The sequence below is a fragment of the uncultured Croceicoccus sp. genome (assembly GCF_947496385.1).
Classification (GTDB): Bacteria; Pseudomonadota; Alphaproteobacteria; order Sphingomonadales; family Sphingomonadaceae; genus Croceicoccus.
This window is the reverse complement of record NZ_CANMCP010000009.1, coordinates 62,697-79,774: the sequence shown is the minus strand read 5'-3', so window position 1 is coordinate 79,774 and position 17,078 is coordinate 62,697. Positions and strand designations below refer to the sequence as shown.

The following is a 17,078-nucleotide window of genomic DNA, read 5'->3' as shown; positions in this document are numbered from 1 at the left end:
TTTCGGCAGCCTCAGTAAAAGGTGAACGCGTCTCGCGCCCTATGAGCCGTGAGTCAAATAGTAAAGGCGTTTAGCAGTTTGCATTTGGGCATCCGAGGCTATCCGACTACACAGCGCTATGGATGAAAAACCAGATACCATGTCACGGTCTCAGCGTCGGCAGAAGGTCATCACCGATGATGACCGCATTCTCTATCTTATGGACGAGATCAGTCGCGGCGCGCGCAGAGTGTACGATGCGAGGGTCGCCAGGATCGGTCTCAATCAGACACAGTGGAGGATCATCGGACAACTTCTTCGCGATCCTGCCCTTACGCAGGCTGAAATCGCCAAGAAACTGGAACTGGAATCGGCGACCATCGGCCAGGCGGTTGCAGGTCTTTGCGCACGCGGGCTGATGAAAAGGCTTCGAGCTGAGACGGATCGGCGAGCGTGGCAGCTCATCCTCACGGAGCAGCTTGACGATCTGCTGCCCGAACTGAGAGGCTCCGCGGATGGGCTTCATGATCTTCTTTGGCGCGACATTGCCGCCGACGAGAAGCGAACGTTGCAGCAGATTCTTGAAAGGGTATCGAAAAATCTGGACCAACTCCGGGCCGAGGCTGAGTAAAATCATGGCATCGCCCCCGGATAAGCCTATCGGCAGCATCGCTCGCGCCGCGGAGATCGGCCAAATCCTAATGAGGCACGGCGCGAAAAATCTCGCCGGAGCCCTCGGATTTATTCCCTCTTCGAGCAATGTCATCGATCCTCGCGAATTTCGTCCGGCCGCAGTTGTCGCGTTCCTCCGTGACATCGGGCCAGTTGGTATAAAGCTGGGGCAGCTCCTCGCCACCCGAAGCGATCTGTTTACCGAACACTGGATCACGGCATTCTCAACCCTGCACGATCAGGTGTCGCCAGTGCGCTTCGCAGATATCGAGCCCGTACTTGCTTCAAGCTGGGGTGAGGACTGGCGGAACGACTTTGCGCAGTTCGACGAACAGCCTTTGGCGTCCGCCTCGATTGCACAGACCTATTCCGCCAAGCTACAGGACGGTAGCGAGGTCATCGTGAAGGTTCGCCGCCCGGGCACCGCCGCGCGCATGGAAGCCGATGTGCGCCTGCTTGTGCGTCTTGCCGAGATCGCAGAAGCACGCTCGCCTGACATCGCGCGTTACCGGCCAGTCGAGTTTCTGCGGACCTTCGGCCGCAATCTAGCCTGGGAGATGGACCTCGCTGCGGAATCCCGAGCCTGCGAGCGGATCGGCGCATATCTCGATACCATCGGCGTCAGGACCCCGGCCATCCATTGGGAACTGACCGGGCTGCGGGTGAACGTTCAGGAACGCCTGTACGGCAGGCCCGCGTCTTCGCTGGGCAGCCCATCCGGCGACCCGCCGGTGGCGGCTTTCGCTAAAAGCTATGCCAACGCTGTCCTGCGCATGATCATCCTGAACGGCGAATTCCACGGCGACCCTCATCCCGGCAATGTTTTCCTGATCGGCGAGCAGGATGTCGGCTTCATCGACTTCGGATCAGTCGGGACGCTCACCAAGACGAGGCGCGACGAGATCGTTCGGCTCGTGCTTGCGATCGCTGGCGAGGAAACGAGCGAAGTCGCGGATGTCCTGCTCGCATGGGCGGGGGCGCCGAAGGTGGATCGCGATGCGCTCGCGGTGGATCTCGATCATTTGATCGGAGAGTTCAGGGGGACCGTGCTTTCTGGAATCGAGTTCTCGCAAATTTTTTCCCGCGTTTTCGATCTTTTGCGGGATTATCAACTGGTCCTGCCACCCGATCTGGCCATCCTTCTGCGTACCTTGCTTACGGCAGAGGGTGTCGTCCGATCACTGGCACCCGACTATAACATTGCCGAGGACACCCGGCCGATCATGACGGAGCTTTTCGCCGAGCGGTTCTCGCTCGCTAGCGCTCGGTCGGGTTTGAAGAAACTTCGCGGTCAGCTGCTGGGGTTGTCGGCGTCCTTGCCCGACATACTTGCCACTGCGAACTCGATCGCAAAGTCAGGATATGTGCCGGTTCAGCTCGATCCGCTCAGTATCGAGCAACTCGCAGGACTTCGCAATGAGCGTCAGTCCTTGAAAGGCCCTCTAGCTGCCGCATTGATCGTGGCTAGCGCATTGCTTGTCGATCAATCCTGGCTTCTGGCTGGCGGCGCGCTTGTGATTGCTGGGGTGGTGCTCATCCGAAAATCATAATGAAGGAGCAACTTAATTCGTGCACGGTCACGTTACGGCAAAGCCGAACTTAATGAGGATTTCATACGCCGCACTTCAGCGACCAAGACGCATCGCGAAAAAAATTTTTCGACCTATTGCGATTGAAGGCTTATTTTCCTCAATCAGACGAAACTATGGAACGGCAGCTTTCAGGCTTGTCCTCGCCTGACTTTATGGCCGCTATTAGGGCGCATTGCTGCCAAGCGAATTAGACCCCACGACATTGAATTCGAATCTCTGGAGCGCGAAATCTCACTGACGCCAGGGGGCTTCGGATAGCGCCAGTCTGCACGCGATTTCATCACCAATTTCGGTCGCAGCCTCAAGGAGGGAGGTATCATCCAAGTGTGCATACCGAGCTGTTGTCGAAACCTGCCTGTGGCCAAGGAGGCTTCCAATCATCGGCAAAGTCTCGGATGATCGCGCTGCCAGGCTGGCATAGTTGTGCCTCAGATCGTGGAGCCTGACGTCATCCAGACCGGCATCACGCCGAAGCTTGCGCCAGAACCAGTCGATCGCTGAAACCGACTGCCCCTTGAACGGAAACACTAGCTCATCCTTCTTCCCACGCGGCAATCCATCGAGCACCGCCCTCGCCTCCTGGCCAAGCCAGACGATGCGCGGACCTGTCTTGGAATCGGTCAGTTTGAGCTTCCGCCCCTGAACCTCGCCCCAGGTGAGGTTGAGGATTTCGCCGCGTCGGCATCCCGTCAACGTGAGCAGTGTGACTACCGCCGCCTCGACGGGCTGGTCAGCGCGTCGGTCGACAAGGGCTTTCCCGAGCCGCGCCATCTCGGCGTCGCTCAGAAACCGTTCGATCTTGCGCCCCCTGTTCTTCTTCACGCCTCGAAAGGGGTTTGAATGCTCCGGAATATAGCCCCAGGCCTCGGCCTTGGCGAACATGGCTTTCAGAATTTCCATGGCGCGGTTTGCCGCGCCCGGCCCTGCCGAGCGCGTTACCTCCGCGTGCCAGCGCACCGCATCGGCATGATCGATCTCGTCGATGAACTTGCCCGCAAACGCATGGTCGAGATGGGTGCGGCGGTAGATGTCCTGGATCTCGCGCGTGGACTTCTTCCAGGTCGGTGCCGCCACATCCCAATACGACTGAAGGAACGCCGCATAGGTCGGCGTCTTCGTGCCGCGCTTCTTCTTGTCTGCCGGGTTCTGCCCGAGCTCGATCCGGAGGATCAGCCGGCGGGCAACATCCTTAGCGATGCGCTCGGTAAGGATGGCGGCATCGCCGATCGTTATCAACCGCTGCTTGCCACCGATGGTCCGCTGGAGGACGTAGCTCTTGCGTCCTGAGCGGTGGATGCGCTCGCCAAAGCCCGGAAGCACGTAGTCAAACCTCGTCCGGCGCTTCCCAGCCTCTCCCGGAACAACGCGCGCGAGTTCCTCGGCCAGGATATGCTTCAGATCGTATCCGGTCACGCCGCGATGCCCAGCGCACCGGCGAGGCTCGAACAAATCCGGTCGGCGCTCTCCGAGATGATGTCGTCTGCAAGATGCGCATAGCGCGCGGTCGTCTCGGGAAGCGCGTGCCCCAACAGCTTGCCGATGGTCGCGAGTGGAATGCCCTTGGCAATGGCCGCTGAGGCAAAGCTGTGGCGAAGATCGTGGAGCCGGACATCGGGAAGAGCGGCCTTGCGCCTGATCCTGATCCAGTGTTCTCCAAGATTGATTGGTCCCTCCCGATGCAACGCCGGAAAGACAAGCTGGTCGTCGGCCCGGCGGTCGAGGCCACTCAGAATTTCGATCGCTTGCGGGTTGAGATAAATGGTCTTCGGGCCGGTCTTGCTGTCGGGTAGCGCAAGTCGAGGAATCTGGACGTAGCGCCAGCGCAAGGTCGCAATCTCCGAAGCACGTGCACCCGTGTAAACGAGCAAGAGAAGCGCGGGGATCACGAACGGGTTCGCAAACTCGTGATTGGCCAACGCGCGCCCGAGCCTGCGGTATTCGTCGGCGGAAAGGTAGCGCTCCGGGAGCTCGCGCTTGAAGCGGGACACACCGCGACACGGGTTGGAGCATTTGGCGCGATACCCGAGCTTTTCCGCATACTGCATCATGACAGATATGATCGGGATGGTGCGATTGAAGCTCCCTTCCCTCTTTGTCATGGTGTCGCGCCAGCGGTTGATGTCTGACCGTGCGATCATGTCGACCGGAAGTTCGCCGAAATGCGGAATGAGCAGCTGATCGATGCGCGAGCGCGAGCTCGTCCTGGTCGACGGCTTCCAGTGCGGCGAATAGTCGGTCCAGAATTCCTCGGCGAAGTCGACAAAGAGCGGGACCTTTTTCTGCTCGGGCGCAGACGGCAGGTCGGCAAGCGTAGCCCTGATGAGCAATCTGCGCGCGGCAGCGCGCGCGGCGGGAGCGCCCAGCGCACCTGCCGCCACTCCCGCGCGTCCCAGCGTCACCATCCTCTGCACGCCTCGGGGCCTGTACTTCACTATCCAGCTAAGGTGTCCGGACTTGCGCTTGCGCAGTCCGAAGCCAGGCAGTTCATTATCCCATGTAATCCCGAGCGGAAGTGAGGCTCGACGGGCCACATGACCGGTCAGTTTCAGCTTATTGGATTGGCGTTTGTGGGTGACGGCTGTGCCTTGCCCACCCACAGATTGCCGGTGGGTTAGAAATTTCGAACTATCTGTTTTTACTAGGTTTTGCTCCATAAATGCAGCTTAGGCTGCGTACGGTGTGCCCACTGTTCCTCATTGCGCGGCCAGTGCCAGAGATTGAAGGCGCTGTGTTCCTGGGGGGGCATTTGCCGCCTTTCGCCTAAGGAGCGTGAGCAATCCCTCGTCGGCGAGATTTCAGGCAGCAGGAAATGAGTTCGACCCCGGCCCGACAAGAGATCGCACCTGCGAAAGAGGCGGCGGCAAAGGACTATGTGCGAAGCGGCCGGAACGGGGTCTGTCGTTTCGGCCCGCGCGCGCTGGTCCGACCCGCCGCCGGTTCGCAAGTGCGCGCGGGGCCCAGAACAAGAAGATCGCGCCCTCAGGAGCGCATCGCCAGATTCGCGGGACAGAGCGCGTCCACAGCCCCGCTCCGCATCCCCGAACCATCGTCCGGCGAGCATGAAAAAAGGGCGAAGAACCGTCGCCGGTTCCCGCCCTCTCTTCATCCTCAGAACTCGTCAAGCATTCCCCCGCGCACGGTGTGGACCACCCGGTTCGTCAGGTGCGCCGGCAGGGCGTTGTAGTCGCCCTCGTCGAGCGCGAAGTAGCCTAGGGTCTTGTCCTCGACGATATGCTGATCGAAGTAGCTGTGCAGCGCGCGCCGTTCGGCAACCGCCAGTGCTTCGAAGTAGCTATCCGCGTTCGACGCGATTGGAGCAAGTGAAGCCATGATATCCTCCTGATGTCTGTCCTTGAGACGACAGGAGTTCGGCCGATGGTCTTGCGGATCCCGGGTCCAGGATCGCCCTCCGGGCGACCGCGTCAGCGGCGGTGGGGGCAACGATTTTGTCGGACCGCAGCGAAGCGAAGGGGAGGCAAAATGGTGGGGCCCCGCCGTCCTTGACGCGGGAGCCGCAAGACCATCACCATGGACGATCCGTGAGCCAGGACCATTCCCCACCTCTCGAACAAAGTGAGGGCCGACGAGAAGCGCAGAAAGCTCTTTCCTACACCCCGATGAGCCCGGCAGACTGAATGGTGGAGGCATCAAAGAGGGGACGAGGAAAGGACCCCACGAATGCCCACGAAACGAAGCGCGATCGATGCATTGAGGAAGCTCGAAGCCGAGCGGAAAGCTCTCGACGAACGGCAGCGCGAACTGGAAGAGAAAGCCGCTCTCGAGCTGGGGCAGCTGGTCCTCGGGTCAGGTGTCGAGGCGTTCTCGAAAAAGGGCCTCAAACAGGCCAGCGAGATGCTCGGCAAGCTCGGTGAAGCCGAAGCGCTCCGGCGGCTGGGAAGCGAACCGGCTGCATCCGGTCGCAGCGGTACGCCCGCTGGGTCCTGAGCAACACGAGAAGGAGCCCTGCCGCGCTTGCGGCAGAGCCCCTTCGTCGATCGCCGGTTGATCGATGTCAGTCGATCTCGGGCGCGTCGCGGTTGTCTCCGTCGCCATCCCTGGCGTTGCCGCGCGAGAGGAAGTCGACCTTGTCGGCGAGGATCTCGCAGCCGTATCGCTTGACGCCATCCTGGTCTTCCCACTGGGTGTAGTGAAGCCGGCCTTGGACCGAGACGAGCTGGCCCTTAGTGCAGAACTGTCCGACGGTCTTGGAGAGGCCGTTGAAGCAGGTAACCCGATGGAATTCGCTGTCCTTGGCGGTGTAGCCGTTTTCATCCTTGTAGGTCTTGCCGTCCTTGTCGCGCGCGGGGCGGTCGGTGACGACGGTGATGCCGGTGACGGAGGTTCCCCCCTTGGTCTCGCGGGATTCGGGATCGCGGGCGAGACGGCCGGTGAGGATTACGAGATTGGTCATGTGACTGGTCCTTCGGTGTGCCAAACCGGAAACCATTTCCGGCTTGCGAACATCCAGAAGAAGCAGGGCATGGGAGGGCTGCACCGCAGGGCCGTCAGGCCCAAGGGAAACGCCTTTTCAAGGGGTGGTGCGGGCAGGCAGCGTAGCTGCCAACACGGCCCGAAGGCAAAGGCGTTGCCGGCCTCAGCTGACCTGATTCAGGACTGTTCGCGAAGAAGCCGGACTGGGTTCGGGTGGCTGGACGAAGGCGCCCTGGACCCCGCTCTCCTATCCGCCCGGTCCCTCGCCCTCGCTGGCCGCCAGCAGGTCCATGAAATTGCGGGCCGCCTCCCGGTCGTCAGCATCTTTGAACGCCGCCTCAAGGTCAGGCGCGGAGCCGAGCATGTAAAGCAGCGCCCACAGGGCAAAGCGCTTGCCGCGGTCCTTTTCGAGGCCGAGATCGACCTGACAGCGCTCCAAGCCCGCGGCCAGCACATCGGGACTTACCGCCGCAAGATCGGTGGATGAGAAGTATCGTTGCAGCAGGTCGTCCAGGTCCATGATGAAGACATAGCGTCATTTCGCGGAGTCTGAACCCGGGGCGTTTGGAAGAGCCATGTGAAGCGCACGAAAGAGTCGCGGGTCGGCCAGCGAAGCCGTGGGCGCTGAATCTGCGCCTCCGAATACCAGGGAGCTGCTGAGCGTCGAAAACCCCGATGGGGCTACTGATTGACGGTGGGTGCGCATCGGCCGGTGATCCAAACCGCGCCTACCTGCCACCAGTCCGCCCAGCTTCGACATCCACGGCGCACCGTAACCTGTAAAGCGCCTTACCCATCCGCCTCACGACGCGTTGCCGCGAAATGCCGAGCTCCTCGCCGATATCGCCGTAGGTCCAACCATCAATAACGCGCCGCAAGATGATTGCGCGGTCGCGGTGCCTCGACCCAGCCAGCGCCTCGCCAACAACTTGCGGCGTGATCCATGAGAGACTGCTTTCGTCCATGCGATTAGGCTGACGAGAAATCTTTCGCCTGCCTATTCCCAGAAAGGGGGTATTGCCGGGCTCTCCGTCGTCAAGGCATCATCGGCTGTCCAAGTGTGCTCGCTTGGAAGGCGCAGAGATGATGCTGGTGCGGGTAGGCGCGTGAGAACGCCCTCTTGAGTGCGGAGGTGAGCGCTTCCCAAGCCCGGACAGCGTCATCTGCTGCGTCACTCGGCAACGAACTTGGTGTCGTCGGAAATAGCCCAAAAGTGCGTCATCGGGCTATTGGCTTGTAAGCTGCACGATGGCCTTCCAAAATGGCGCAACAGCGGGTGAATTTCCTCGCGCTCAAGCTTCCGGTGCGCGCCAGTGGGTCCCTGCGACGTTAACGCGCACTCGACAGATGGCGACAAGCAGTCAGCGGTCTTCTGGCCGCTACAGCGCGATCGAAGGGCGTGGCCTCAGTCGGTGCCAGGCTTTGTCCCCAGCGGACCGCGGCGATCGACGACCGTGATCCGGCGTGCCTTGGCTTCGATGACGAGACGCTCGGTGACGCCATTACCGGGAAAGGCGATCACGTAGCGCGGGGTCATCGCCAGCATCTGCTCGTTGCGCTTGAACCCGGCCCGGGCACCCAACCTACGATCGAGACCGAAGGTCAGTTGCTGTACCTCGTGGCGTTCGGCCCAGGCGGCTGCAAGCCGATCGGCGCCCTTGCCGTCGCCGCCATGGACGAGGAGCATATCAGGCACCTGCTCGCGCACTCGGTCGAGCGTGGCCCAGATGTTGTTCGCATAGCTCGTCGCCTCCTCGGTCGTGGCGAAACTGGCGCGGCCTCCGGCGAAGACCACGGCGGTGCCTTCGGGCGTGAGCGCGGCGCGCCGACGTTCTGAGCGGATCTTGAGGAAATCGCGCGCATCGATGACCGCAGAGGTCAGGTTCTTTCCGTGCGCTACGCGCGAGCCTGACATCGGCTTCCACGACGCCCCGGTTTCTTCGCGGTAAAGCATCGCCGCGATCTCGCGCATGTGCTCGAAAGCAAGCACGCTGGCTTCGGCCGCCTGCGCGCGCTCGACTTGCTCTTCAAGGTTGCTCGAGTGGACTTCCGAGCCATCGGCCGAGGCAAGCAGCGCCCGGATCTCGTCGCTCGCGCGATCGACCTGCGCGGACTTGCGGGTTGCCGCGCGGTGGAAGAGATTGACGAAGCCCCAGGCGATGTCCTCGGCATCGGCCTCGAGCGCGGTGTCGGCGAACAGAGCGAACATGTCCGACCAGACGGCCGCGAGGGTTTGCTCGCTCGCCTCTTCGGCGGGAAAATCTGTTTCGTTGAAGGGTGCGGGTTGAACCGAAAAGCCGGCCAGATCGAGTCCGGCAAGCTGGGCGGTGAAGCTGTCGTACATGGGTCATTTCCTCCTGAGCGAAGGCGACTGCCGCAGGGGAAGAGAGAAGTTTCCTGCGGCCTGTTCGCCGGGCCCGGAAGGGACCGGGTCAACGGGGTCGCCGCACCGCGCAGCGGGAAACCCCGCAAGGCAAGGCTGGCGCGGGCCACACGGGCCGCAGCCTTGCGCGGGTTGCGGCGGACCCGGACCGGTCCAGGGCCCGCGCGAGCGAACAGGACAGGCAGGAAATCAGACTCCGGCAGGCCGCGCAAAGAGGGACCACGCGATTCGAGCTTCAGCCGAGCGAAGGCAGTCCGAACTGCTCGGCCGTGAAATCCAGCACCTCGCCCGAAGGAAACGCAGCCAGTGCAGTGAGGCGCCGGCCTTCCAGGCGCAGGTGCCAGCCGCGTCCGTGATCGGGCTCGGCCTTGGCAAAGCACGCGGGATCGAACAGCGCGAGATTGATCCCCAGCGGATCGCGTGCCGACGGCGAGCGGATCGCCTGCCCTCCAGCGGCACGAGCAGCGTCGGCGAAAACCTGACACGCGGAATAGTCGAGCGGGTCGACCCAGCGTTTGCTGTCGCGCGACAGAGGGGGCCGCGTGGTGTCAAGAAGTCGGGTGATGGAGACAGGAACGGAGAAGCTCAGATACTCGCTTGTGCGGTTCCCGGGGACAAAACCCGGCGAGCGGCTGATGAAGCGAAGCCGCCAGTAGGCGGTTTCGGTGATCGCGGTCTGCTCGGTCTCGCTGGCGTAGAAGATGCCGGGGCGCTCGTTCGCGCGCCGAAATCGGCTGGCCACCCCGTGGCCGTAGCGGAAGGGCGAGGCGAGAAGATAGTGCAGCCCGCGCGCTGCCCTGGGCAGATCAGGTTTGGCCGCATCGGCGAGTTCCTCGAGCCGCTTTTGGTCATCAAGGTTGGCCGCAAGCCGATTGGTCGAGATGCGATGCTGCGCCTCGACGACACGCCAAACAGTCCTGCGGTAACGGCGCAGCTCAGACGCGAGCGCGGTGGGCGTCCACATAGTCGCAAACCGTCATGAGACCCTTGAAGCTGTCGATCAGGTCAAGAGGCCGTGCCTCTAGGTCGAGATTCGGGGTCGCGAGCCAGGCTCGCGCAGCCAGATCGTCGCTGCCGAGCAGCGCATCGAGCGAGCGGAACAGGCGCAGCAGAAACTGGCCGGCTTCGAACGACTTGCTGGCCGGATCGAGCTCGGATTTGCCCGCGCGCAAACGCGAGACGGTGGCCTGAGACAGCCCGAGAACCGACCCAAGCTTGGCATTGGTCAGACCCCAAAACTCCGCAATTCTGGCGATCGCGGTGGTCAGGACCTTGCTATCTCCCACCTCAACTTCAGCGGCTCTCGTCGCCATTGGCGCATCCTTTCATATGCACAATATAGCACCTAACTACTCATTTGAACAGGCTTGCGCTCGAAGATCGCATCGCCATTCGAAAGCTGCCCAATCATGCGGAGCTCGCCGAATGTCGCTTCGAACCGGCTCGCTACCTGCGAAAGCCAGCGCTGTGCCCGCCCGGATCGCGGATGATAGGCATCGGCATCCCGGTACTCACCGTCGTCGCGCTCGACGAGCCAGATGGCGACAAGGTCGCAATAGGTAGAGATCCCGCAATCGGCAAAGGAGTTGCGCAGCAGGATTCGATCTTCGCGGCCGCGCCACCCGTCGCAGGGTGCAACAGAGGGGAAGGTGCTGCGCGCAGTCTCGATAATTTCCTCGACCAGATACTCATATTCCCATTCCCAATTATCCTCGTCTTCGATCTCTAAAGTGCGGAAGGCGACAACTGCGTCGGACGGATAGCTGACAGAACGTCCCATCATGCACCCCCTCAAGCCGCTTCGGCGAGATCGGCTGCCGCAGCCTCGCTACCGGTACCCGAACGCCCTCCGAGCCTCAGGATGAGGCTCGCCGCCTCCTCTGCTTTGGCAGCGGCGGTCAGGATGGCCCGATCGTCGGATTTCAGAAGCTCGAGCCAATGCGCGATGTAGCTCGCATGATGATCGAGATGCGCAACCGGCAGACCGAGCTCGGCGCCCAGGATCGCGGCGGACAACTCCGCCACCAGTTCCTCGGCCGCGTAGGACTCGCTTCCAAAGCGATTCTTGAGATTCCGGCCGAGGCGAGAGCCATGCCCGGTCCAGTGCGAGAGTTCGTGCGCCAGCGTTGCGTAGTAGTGGTCGTAGCCATCGAACAGCGCCGCCGGCGGCATCGTAATCCGATCCAGGATGGGCTCGTAGTAGGCTTCGGCCCCTTGATGCCGAAGTTCGGCGCCGACCCCTGAAAAGAAGGTGTCGAGCCGCCCTTCCCGCCCGGCAGGTTCGACCGGTTCGAGTTCATGCTTGGCACGATACATGCCGGGCAAGCCGTCGCACTGATCGGCGTTGAAGACCGCGTAGGCCTTGAGAACGCGTCGCGTCTCAGTGCCTTCTTCCCCATCATCGCCTTCGACATGCTTGTCATAGCTCTTGTAGAAGATCGCGATCGTCGATTTCTCGCCCTTGCGGACCTGCCCACCAAGCTTCTGGCACTGCCGGTATGTCATCCAGTAGGGCGACAGGAATCCGGCAGCTTCGGCGATCATCCACAGCCAGAAGGTGTTCATGCCCCGATAGGGTGTGCCGCAGCTGCGCAGGGGTCGTGCTACCGGCACCCCGCGCCATGGCTTTACCCATGGCCTGGTTCCCCGCTCGAGTTTCTCGATAATCGCAGAGGTGATTTGTGCGGCAGGGGATTGCCCGCCGCTGCGGCGTTTAAACCTGGACATGAGATGTCTCCCGATTGCCGGAACGAGGTTGTCCCGTGGCAATCAGGAGAAGCCTTCTTTCCTCTCATCTGGACGTCGTGTCAGCTTTGCGCTCTGCGACGAATAGTGCGGAGAGACTGTAGAGCTCGCCTATGAGTACCCTGTGTGAGGCCGGCGCTCCGCCTTGAGCGGCGCGGCGCGGGGAATATCTGCTATCCAGCCCCGCAGCATCCGGACGGCGAGCCGGATTGTTGGGCTTCCTGAATCGGCGGGCACGGAACATCTGCGAAGGAGCAGAAGACGCAACAATCGCCGGAGAGCGGTCTAAGCTTCACGCCGCAATGGCGACAGTCGTAAAAAAACCAGCAGGCATCGGTCGGCATCGTTTCGACTGAGGTGCCGCCGCACTTGGGACATGTGATGGTAGAGGTGGTCTGCATCACGCCCCGCCCAGCACGCGCATCAGCGGCTGCTCGATAAAACCCCACAACGCGCTGATAACGACGATCACCGTCGCACCCACGAGCATCGCCAGCGTGGCTCGACTTGGCGCCGGCACCGCACAGTCCGCGTAAGCAGAGCAAGCGCGATGCTTGCGCAGGTAGAGCATCCAACCCGCAATGATCAGAACCGAGGCGATGATTGTCATCGGCCATCGGTAGGGGACGAATATAGCGAGACCGCCTGCTCCGAGCCCTAGCCCGGCGAGCGCGAGAGGCAGCACGCAGCACGCAGCAGCAGAGAACAGGGCGGTCAAGCTGGCCACCGTTCCCACGGCAGCGACGCCTCGCTCGGATCCCTGCAGTCGGATAACGGAAGGGGCACTTCGATCAGTCAGCTCTCGTCTCCAGCGCGATTCGGCGCTATGTGCCACCTGTAGTCGCTACAGGATCAAGGAGTTTCTGCGTGGGCGGTCTTTCGATAGGCGAACTCGCCCGCCGCACAGGCGTGCATATCGAGACAATTCGCTACTTCGAAAAAGTTGGCCTCCTCGCCGAGCCCGATCGAACCGAAGGCGGCCACAGGGTCTTTACCGACCAGCATGTCAGGGCACTGAGCTTTATAAAGCGGGCGAGGGAGCTGGGCTTCACGCCTGGCGAAGTGCGCGCCATCCTTGAACTGGGCGGCCCCGAGGAGGCGTGCTGCGACGAAGTTCGCGAAATCGCGGTTCATCATCTGGACCAGGTCAGGCGCAAGATGGCGGATCTCGAACGACTGGAGCGGCTGCTCGCCTCGACGGTCGAGCGCTGTTCGGGTGGGCACGTGCCCGACTGTCCCGTCATCGACATGCTGGATGGCGTTGCCCCCTAGAGCATGTAGCCTACGTCCGACGCCCCGGTAGGATAAGCAAACATGGTGCTCTTCAGATCATCGGCGGTGAGGTTGTGCCGAAGAGCCAGGGCGAAGATGTTGATGATCTCGTCCGCGTGAGGACCGACGAGGTGCGCACCCAGAATTCGACCGGTGCCTTCCTCGACGAGCGTCTTGTATCCGTAGACCGGCTCGGCAAGCCGCCTCGCCGTGTACCAGCGCGAAGCGCGCTCGCATTTCAACCGGAATTGCGCTCCCGATCTGCGCGCCTCGTCCTCGCCCATGCCCACAGCGGCAATCGGCGGAAGCGTAAAGGCAACACTCGGCACGCCCCGATAGTCCGGCGTTCGCTGGTTGCCTTCGAGCAGGTTGCCCGCGACCACCTTCGCATCATGGCTCGAAACAGGCGTCAGCGGCGGTCCCTGCTGGGCAGCGTCGCCTGCCGCATAAACTGCCGGGTTGGTCACGCTTTGCAGGTACTCGTTGAGTTTGAGCCGGCCTTGAGCGACAGCAACACCTGCGGCTTCGAGGTTCAGGCGGTCGAGTGCAGGGGTCCGGCCGGCGGCGTGAACGACCAGGTCCGCCTCCACCGCGATGCTGTCGTCACCCCTTTCGCCATGCACGACAAATCCGCTGTCTTTGCGCTCGATCGCAACCACAGTCGTATCGGTCATGACTTGCACTCCGATACTGTCGAACGACTCCGTCAGCCAGCCGACAAGCTCCGGCTCGAAATGCGTCAGCATGCGCGGACCGCGCTGGATCACCGTCACCTTGGCGCCAGCGCGTGCGGCAATGTGGGAAAACTCCGCTGCAATGTAGCCGCCGCCGACCAGGACGATCCGACGTGGCAGTTGCTCCATGGCCAGGAAGAACTCATTGTCGACCAGATGGTCCTCGCCCGCGATACCGAGCGGCACGGGTGCGGCGCCCGAGGCGATCAGAACATGACGGCCGCTTAGCTCTGCTGCGTCGACCTTGAGGGAGTTCGGGCCGGTGAACTGGGCCGCACCGTGAAAAGTGTCGATGCCCTTATCGCGGTAGCGGTGCTCGTGCTTCTCCGGCACGGGATCGGTAAAGGTGCGCTTGAAACCGATCAATTCCGGCCAGTCGATCCGCAAATCACCGTCGACGCCGTGTCCGCTCATCCGGCGCTCCGCATCGATGACCTCCGCGCCCGAAACGAGCATCTTCTTGGGGTCGCAACCGCGCAAGGCGCAGGTGCCGCCAAACGGCTTCTCGTCAATTACAGCAACCGTCCAACCTGCAGCGCGGACCCGCGTCGCTGCGACCATTGCCGCCGTGCCAGTGCCGATGATGATCAAATCGTAGTGCATTTGCGCGCTCCTCAAGAAGAGAACAATGCTGTAGTTGGTACGGGTTCCCTCAGAGGATCAAAGACTGTCCGCTTACATGCATCGCGCTCGTCGATTGCGGGTGACCTTGAAGGCCGGCGCTGCAATCAGTTTTGAATGAGGCGAATGAGGGTTCCGTCCGGATCGATCAGGGCTCCGATCAGGAGACCGCCATCTTCCTGCTGCGGCGGCTGAGCCCGGGGGTGACCCCAACATTGCTCTGGCACGCCAGCGTCTAAACACACCGAGTAAAACGCGGCTACGTCATCAAGCCGAAGACAGCAGCTGAACCAGCTTTCGGCTGGTTTCAGGTCTGGATGTGGGAAGAACTCCAGGATCACGCTGTCGCGCTTCAAGATCATCCAGCCGTCATCCCGCCAGCCCTGCTCGAACCCCAACTTGGTGTAAAATTCGGAGGTGACCTCAAAATCCCTCGACGGCAGGTTGGCTGTGGCGTGATCGATCTCACATCCCCTCGCTGCTCATCATGGAGCTCTAGGCAATGGTTCGCAACGGTTCTCCTGCTGAATATCTAGCGAGGACGTTTCATCCACTAGGTGGAACTGCTGACGCTTCAAAACTTGGCGAAAACGACTAAAGGCGGCCCGTCCAAAAATGGACGGACCGCCGACCGCGCAAGCCGATCTGTCAGGAGGTTCAGGCAGCTTGCTCGGTCAATTCGTCGTTGGCGTCTTCCGACCGAGCAGACGTTTCATCGTTGCCGATGGCTTCTTCCTTGGGAGTGCCGAAACGCATCGCGGCCGGAACCCAAGCCAAAGCCTGCTGCTTCACCTCCGCCTCGCCGATGAACTCGCCCGAGAAGATGCGTTCGGCCGCCGATGCGAGATCGGCCTTTTTGGAACCGGCATACCGGCTGACAAGCTCGGGCCCGCCCACGGCATCGAAGGCTTCGAGGATGCGCGCTTTCGGCACGCGATCGAAGAAGTTTGCCGCTGTCGGCCTCCACCAGTGCGCCATCTCGATCTCGAGCAAGGCGCCCAGCGCGTCGTGAAGAGGAAGTCCGCGATCGCCGTCGCTGTTGAGGCTGGCAATGAGCGTACGGGCGACCACGAAGCCAAGCCACAGGCTGCGCGCATCTTCGGGGAGTGCCCGAAAGGCAGCAAATCGCTCGACGTCCGAAGCGCCGGCGCGCCAGCTTTCGTCGAGCGAACCAGTGAACTCCGCCAGCGCCGCACTCGCCGGAGCATCCTTGGCTTCAAATCCCGAGACCGGGCCGCTCTCAGCCGGCCCAGAGATCGTGACCGCCTTTTTGGCGCGCCAGTCGTGACCATCGGCATCGGCCAGCGTGAAGATCATGAGGTCGAGCGCCAGGCCGGGGTCGTTGGCGAGATGGATGGCGAGGACATCGCGGCGCTGCATCGCCAGTTCGTCGAGCAGTCGCTGCGAATAGGTAGCAGGCTTGCTCGACGCCTCACCGCCATCTTCGACGGGCTCGATGATGCCCTCGTCGGACTGCGCCACCTCGCCTTCCGTGTAGTACTGCGGAACAAGAGTAGGCTCGCCACCGCGCGACAGGACCAGGAATGCCCCCGCTTCTTCCTTCAGATCGTCGGCAAGCACCGGCGGGCGATCGTTGAGCGCTCGCATGGCCCGATCGATGCGAGCCAGTTGCTCCTCGGCTCTCGCGACCTCCTCCTCGCTGCTGTCCTCGTCCTCGAGGACTGCCGCTTCACGGTCGTAGTCCGCCTCGAGTACTGAAAGTTCCTCGGCTTCCGCTTCATTCAGCGGGGCCGGCTCGGCGGAAAGGCGGCTGAGTCCCTCGATCAGATCGTGGCAGACATAGGCCCCCAGCGTCGGACGGACCCACGCTAGGCCGAGTTCCCGCGCTTTGAAGCTCGCTGCCTCCTCCATTTTCTTTTGAGCGAGACCCTCGAGCAGCGCGATATCGACCCAGCTCTCGCTGGCATCGTCGTCGAAAAGCTCGCGCTCGATCCGCCCGCCGGCTTGGAGATAGGCCTCGCGGCCAACCAGGATCGCGCGCGGGTCGCTGCCGCGCACGGTCGCGTCCAGCACCATTCGCCGGATCGTGTCGGGCGTGACCTGATACCAGGCGTCCTGCAGCTCGGCGAAGACATGCGCTTGCCGCTCGGTATCCGAGACCGCGCCATAGGCCTTGGCCATGTCGAGGGTGATCGCGCCTTCCGCCAGCGCTTCGAAGACGCACGGCGCAAGCGAAGCGAGCCGCAGTCGGCCCTCGACGAAGCGGACGGTCAGGCCGAAGCGCCGGGCGACGTCCTCGGTCGTGGCGCCCGCCTCGATGATCGCGGCGAAGGCCTGCGCCTCGTCGGCTGGATTCATGGCTAGGCGCTGGAAGTTTTCGGCCAGGCTTGCTTCGCGCACTTCGCGTTCGTCACCCTCGATGACGAGGCAGGTCACTTCGTGGGTTGTGGGAATTGCGCTGTCCTCCGCAAGCGACTGCAACGCGGAAAGCCGCCGGCCACCGGCCTCGACTTCGAACTTGCCGCGCGTGGCCTTGCGTACGACCAGATTCTGGAGAAGGCCGCGGGCGGCGATATCGGCCTTGAGCTGGGCATCGGCGATGGCATCGCTCACCTTCCGGACGTTGCGGGGGCTCGGAACGAGCTTCTTCAAGGGAATGGACTGGATCATCGATCGTCTCCTGATGGA

20 protein-coding genes are annotated in these 17,078 nt (G+C 62.2%); 4 read left to right on the top strand and 16 right to left on the bottom strand.

Annotated features, from left to right (window positions below; genetic code table 11):
- Window positions 1–118 precede the first annotated feature (118 nt).
- Together Q0897_RS16120 and Q0897_RS13280 are read left to right on the top strand one after the other, a co-directional pair.
- Window positions 119–610 (top strand): MarR family transcriptional regulator, encoded by a 492-nt coding sequence (locus Q0897_RS16120; RefSeq protein WP_054527105.1) that lies wholly within the window; start codon window positions 119–121, stop codon window positions 608–610.
- A gap of 4 nt (window positions 611–614) precedes the next feature.
- Entirely contained in the window at window positions 615–2,201 is a 1,587-nt protein-coding gene (locus tag Q0897_RS13280) for an AarF/UbiB family protein (RefSeq protein WP_138619420.1), read from the top strand.
- Between the two features lie 273 nt (window positions 2,202–2,474).
- Here Q0897_RS13280 and Q0897_RS13275 read toward each other — a convergent pair whose 3' ends face one another.
- The 3 genes from Q0897_RS13275 to Q0897_RS13265 all read right to left on the bottom strand — a co-directional run bounded on the left by Q0897_RS13275 (window position 2,475) and on the right by Q0897_RS13265 (window position 5,573).
- Complete coding sequence (locus Q0897_RS13275) at window positions 2,475–3,656, bottom strand: site-specific integrase (RefSeq protein WP_054522892.1); 1,182 nt, start codon at window positions 3,654–3,656, stop codon at window positions 2,475–2,477.
- On the bottom strand, window positions 3,653–4,645 hold the full coding sequence (locus Q0897_RS13270) for a site-specific integrase (RefSeq protein WP_299309907.1): 993 nt from the start codon (window positions 4,643–4,645) through the stop codon (window positions 3,653–3,655). Before Q0897_RS13270 ends, Q0897_RS13275 begins: the two co-directional genes overlap by 4 nt.
- 706 nt (window positions 4,646–5,351) lie before the next feature.
- A complete protein-coding gene (locus Q0897_RS13265) occupies window positions 5,352–5,573 on the bottom strand; it encodes a hypothetical protein (RefSeq protein ID WP_299309906.1) in 222 nt (73 codons plus the stop codon).
- A gap of 348 nt (window positions 5,574–5,921) precedes the next feature.
- Here Q0897_RS13265 and Q0897_RS13260 point away from each other — a divergent pair, with 348 nt between their 5' ends.
- Complete coding sequence (locus Q0897_RS13260) at window positions 5,922–6,188, top strand: DUF6437 family protein (RefSeq protein WP_299309905.1); 267 nt, start codon at window positions 5,922–5,924, stop codon at window positions 6,186–6,188.
- 67 nt (window positions 6,189–6,255) lie between these two features.
- Here the strand turns inward: Q0897_RS13260 and Q0897_RS13255 are convergent, their stop codons facing one another.
- The 10 genes from Q0897_RS13255 to Q0897_RS13215 form a co-directional block, all read right to left on the bottom strand.
- Window positions 6,256–6,654 (bottom strand): single-stranded DNA-binding protein, encoded by a 399-nt coding sequence (locus Q0897_RS13255; RefSeq protein WP_160611769.1) that lies wholly within the window; start codon window positions 6,652–6,654, stop codon window positions 6,256–6,258.
- A gap of 267 nt (window positions 6,655–6,921) precedes the next feature.
- Complete coding sequence (locus Q0897_RS13250) at window positions 6,922–7,194, bottom strand: hypothetical protein (protein ID WP_188053671.1); 273 nt, start codon at window positions 7,192–7,194, stop codon at window positions 6,922–6,924.
- 208 nt (window positions 7,195–7,402) lie between these two features.
- Entirely contained in the window at window positions 7,403–7,639 is a 237-nt protein-coding gene (locus Q0897_RS16115) for a sigma factor-like helix-turn-helix DNA-binding protein (RefSeq protein ID WP_366519937.1), read from the bottom strand.
- A 440-nt stretch (window positions 7,640–8,079) separates the two neighbouring features.
- Window positions 8,080–9,018 (bottom strand): DUF2493 domain-containing protein, encoded by a 939-nt coding sequence (locus Q0897_RS13245; protein ID WP_299309904.1) that lies wholly within the window; start codon window positions 9,016–9,018, stop codon window positions 8,080–8,082.
- A gap of 274 nt (window positions 9,019–9,292) precedes the next feature.
- The gene (locus tag Q0897_RS13240; protein WP_299309903.1) at window positions 9,293–10,021 is read right to left on the bottom strand and encodes an RES family NAD+ phosphorylase; all 729 of its coding nucleotides are present in this window, start codon (window positions 10,019–10,021) and stop codon (window positions 9,293–9,295) included.
- Window positions 9,993–10,370 (bottom strand): antitoxin Xre/MbcA/ParS toxin-binding domain-containing protein, encoded by a 378-nt coding sequence (locus Q0897_RS13235; RefSeq protein ID WP_188053663.1) that lies wholly within the window; start codon window positions 10,368–10,370, stop codon window positions 9,993–9,995. The genes Q0897_RS13240 and Q0897_RS13235 overlap by 29 nt, the downstream gene beginning before the upstream one ends.
- Window positions 10,371–10,402: 32 nt before the next feature.
- Window positions 10,403–10,837, bottom strand: a complete 435-nt coding sequence (locus Q0897_RS13230) for a hypothetical protein (RefSeq protein ID WP_299309925.1) — start codon at window positions 10,835–10,837, stop codon at window positions 10,403–10,405.
- 11 nt (window positions 10,838–10,848) lie between these two features.
- The gene (locus Q0897_RS13225) at window positions 10,849–11,784 is read right to left on the bottom strand and encodes a zincin-like metallopeptidase domain-containing protein (RefSeq protein ID WP_299309902.1); all 936 of its coding nucleotides are present in this window, start codon (window positions 11,782–11,784) and stop codon (window positions 10,849–10,851) included.
- Window positions 11,785–11,975: 191 nt separating this feature from the next.
- The gene (locus Q0897_RS13220) at window positions 11,976–12,203 is read right to left on the bottom strand and encodes a GDCCVxC domain-containing (seleno)protein (protein ID WP_120717174.1); all 228 of its coding nucleotides are present in this window, start codon (window positions 12,201–12,203) and stop codon (window positions 11,976–11,978) included.
- Window positions 12,203–12,412 carry a hypothetical protein gene (locus tag Q0897_RS13215; protein WP_299309901.1) on the bottom strand — a complete coding sequence of 70 codons (210 nt, stop codon included), beginning with the start codon at window positions 12,410–12,412 and terminating at the stop codon, window positions 12,203–12,205. The genes Q0897_RS13220 and Q0897_RS13215 overlap by 1 nt, the downstream gene beginning before the upstream one ends.
- A 257-nt stretch (window positions 12,413–12,669) precedes the next feature.
- On the opposite strand from Q0897_RS13215, the gene Q0897_RS13210 reads away from it, so the two are divergent.
- Window positions 12,670–13,074: a helix-turn-helix domain-containing protein gene (locus tag Q0897_RS13210; RefSeq protein ID WP_057883273.1), complete on the top strand. Its 405-nt coding sequence runs from the start codon at window positions 12,670–12,672 to the stop codon at window positions 13,072–13,074.
- Here the strand turns inward: Q0897_RS13210 and Q0897_RS13205 are convergent.
- The 3 genes from Q0897_RS13205 to Q0897_RS13195 all read right to left on the bottom strand — a co-directional run bounded on the left by Q0897_RS13205 (window position 13,071) and on the right by Q0897_RS13195 (window position 17,060).
- Window positions 13,071–14,411 (bottom strand): NAD(P)/FAD-dependent oxidoreductase, encoded by a 1,341-nt coding sequence (locus Q0897_RS13205; protein ID WP_299309900.1) that lies wholly within the window; start codon window positions 14,409–14,411, stop codon window positions 13,071–13,073. The genes Q0897_RS13210 and Q0897_RS13205 overlap by 4 nt on opposite strands.
- A gap of 125 nt (window positions 14,412–14,536) precedes the next feature.
- Window positions 14,537–14,893, bottom strand: a complete 357-nt coding sequence (locus Q0897_RS13200) for a bleomycin resistance protein (protein ID WP_299309924.1) — start codon at window positions 14,891–14,893, stop codon at window positions 14,537–14,539.
- 193 nt (window positions 14,894–15,086) lie between these two features.
- Window positions 15,087–17,060 carry a ParB/RepB/Spo0J family partition protein gene (locus Q0897_RS13195; protein WP_299309899.1) on the bottom strand — a complete coding sequence of 658 codons (1,974 nt, stop codon included), beginning with the start codon at window positions 17,058–17,060 and terminating at the stop codon, window positions 15,087–15,089.
- Window positions 17,061–17,078: the final 18 nt, after the last annotated feature.

Excerpts from the sequence above, each read along its gene's own strand:
- Q0897_RS16120 (WP_054527105.1), top strand. The coding sequence starts at position 119 with ATGGATGAAAAACCAGATACCATGTCACGGTCTCAGCGTCGGCAGAAG.
- Q0897_RS13280 (WP_138619420.1), top strand. The coding sequence starts at position 615 with ATGGCATCGCCCCCGGATAAGCCTATCGGCAGCATCGCTCGCGCCGCG.
- Q0897_RS13270 (WP_299309907.1), bottom strand. The coding sequence starts at position 4,645 with ATGGTGACGCTGGGACGCGCGGGAGTGGCGGCAGGTGCGCTGGGCGCT.
- Q0897_RS13265 (WP_299309906.1), bottom strand. The coding sequence starts at position 5,573 with ATGGCTTCACTTGCTCCAATCGCGTCGAACGCGGATAGCTACTTCGAA.
- Q0897_RS13260 (WP_299309905.1), top strand. The coding sequence starts at position 5,922 with ATGCCCACGAAACGAAGCGCGATCGATGCATTGAGGAAGCTCGAAGCC.
- Q0897_RS13255 (WP_160611769.1), bottom strand. The coding sequence starts at position 6,654 with ATGACCAATCTCGTAATCCTCACCGGCCGTCTCGCCCGCGATCCCGAA.
- Q0897_RS13250 (WP_188053671.1), bottom strand. The coding sequence starts at position 7,194 with ATGGACCTGGACGACCTGCTGCAACGATACTTCTCATCCACCGATCTT.
- Q0897_RS16115 (WP_366519937.1), bottom strand. The coding sequence starts at position 7,639 with ATGGACGAAAGCAGTCTCTCATGGATCACGCCGCAAGTTGTTGGCGAG.
- Q0897_RS13245 (WP_299309904.1), bottom strand. The coding sequence starts at position 9,018 with ATGTACGACAGCTTCACCGCCCAGCTTGCCGGACTCGATCTGGCCGGC.
- Q0897_RS13240 (WP_299309903.1), bottom strand. The coding sequence starts at position 10,021 with ATGTGGACGCCCACCGCGCTCGCGTCTGAGCTGCGCCGTTACCGCAGG.
- Q0897_RS13235 (WP_188053663.1), bottom strand. The coding sequence starts at position 10,370 with ATGGCGACGAGAGCCGCTGAAGTTGAGGTGGGAGATAGCAAGGTCCTG.
- Q0897_RS13230 (WP_299309925.1), bottom strand. The coding sequence starts at position 10,837 with ATGGGACGTTCTGTCAGCTATCCGTCCGACGCAGTTGTCGCCTTCCGC.
- Q0897_RS13225 (WP_299309902.1), bottom strand. The coding sequence starts at position 11,784 with ATGTCCAGGTTTAAACGCCGCAGCGGCGGGCAATCCCCTGCCGCACAA.
- Q0897_RS13220 (WP_120717174.1), bottom strand. The coding sequence starts at position 12,203 with ATGCAGACCACCTCTACCATCACATGTCCCAAGTGCGGCGGCACCTCA.
- Q0897_RS13215 (WP_299309901.1), bottom strand. The coding sequence starts at position 12,412 with ATGACAATCATCGCCTCGGTTCTGATCATTGCGGGTTGGATGCTCTAC.
- Q0897_RS13205 (WP_299309900.1), bottom strand. The coding sequence starts at position 14,411 with ATGCACTACGATTTGATCATCATCGGCACTGGCACGGCGGCAATGGTC.
- Q0897_RS13195 (WP_299309899.1), bottom strand. The coding sequence starts at position 17,060 with ATGATCCAGTCCATTCCCTTGAAGAAGCTCGTTCCGAGCCCCCGCAAC.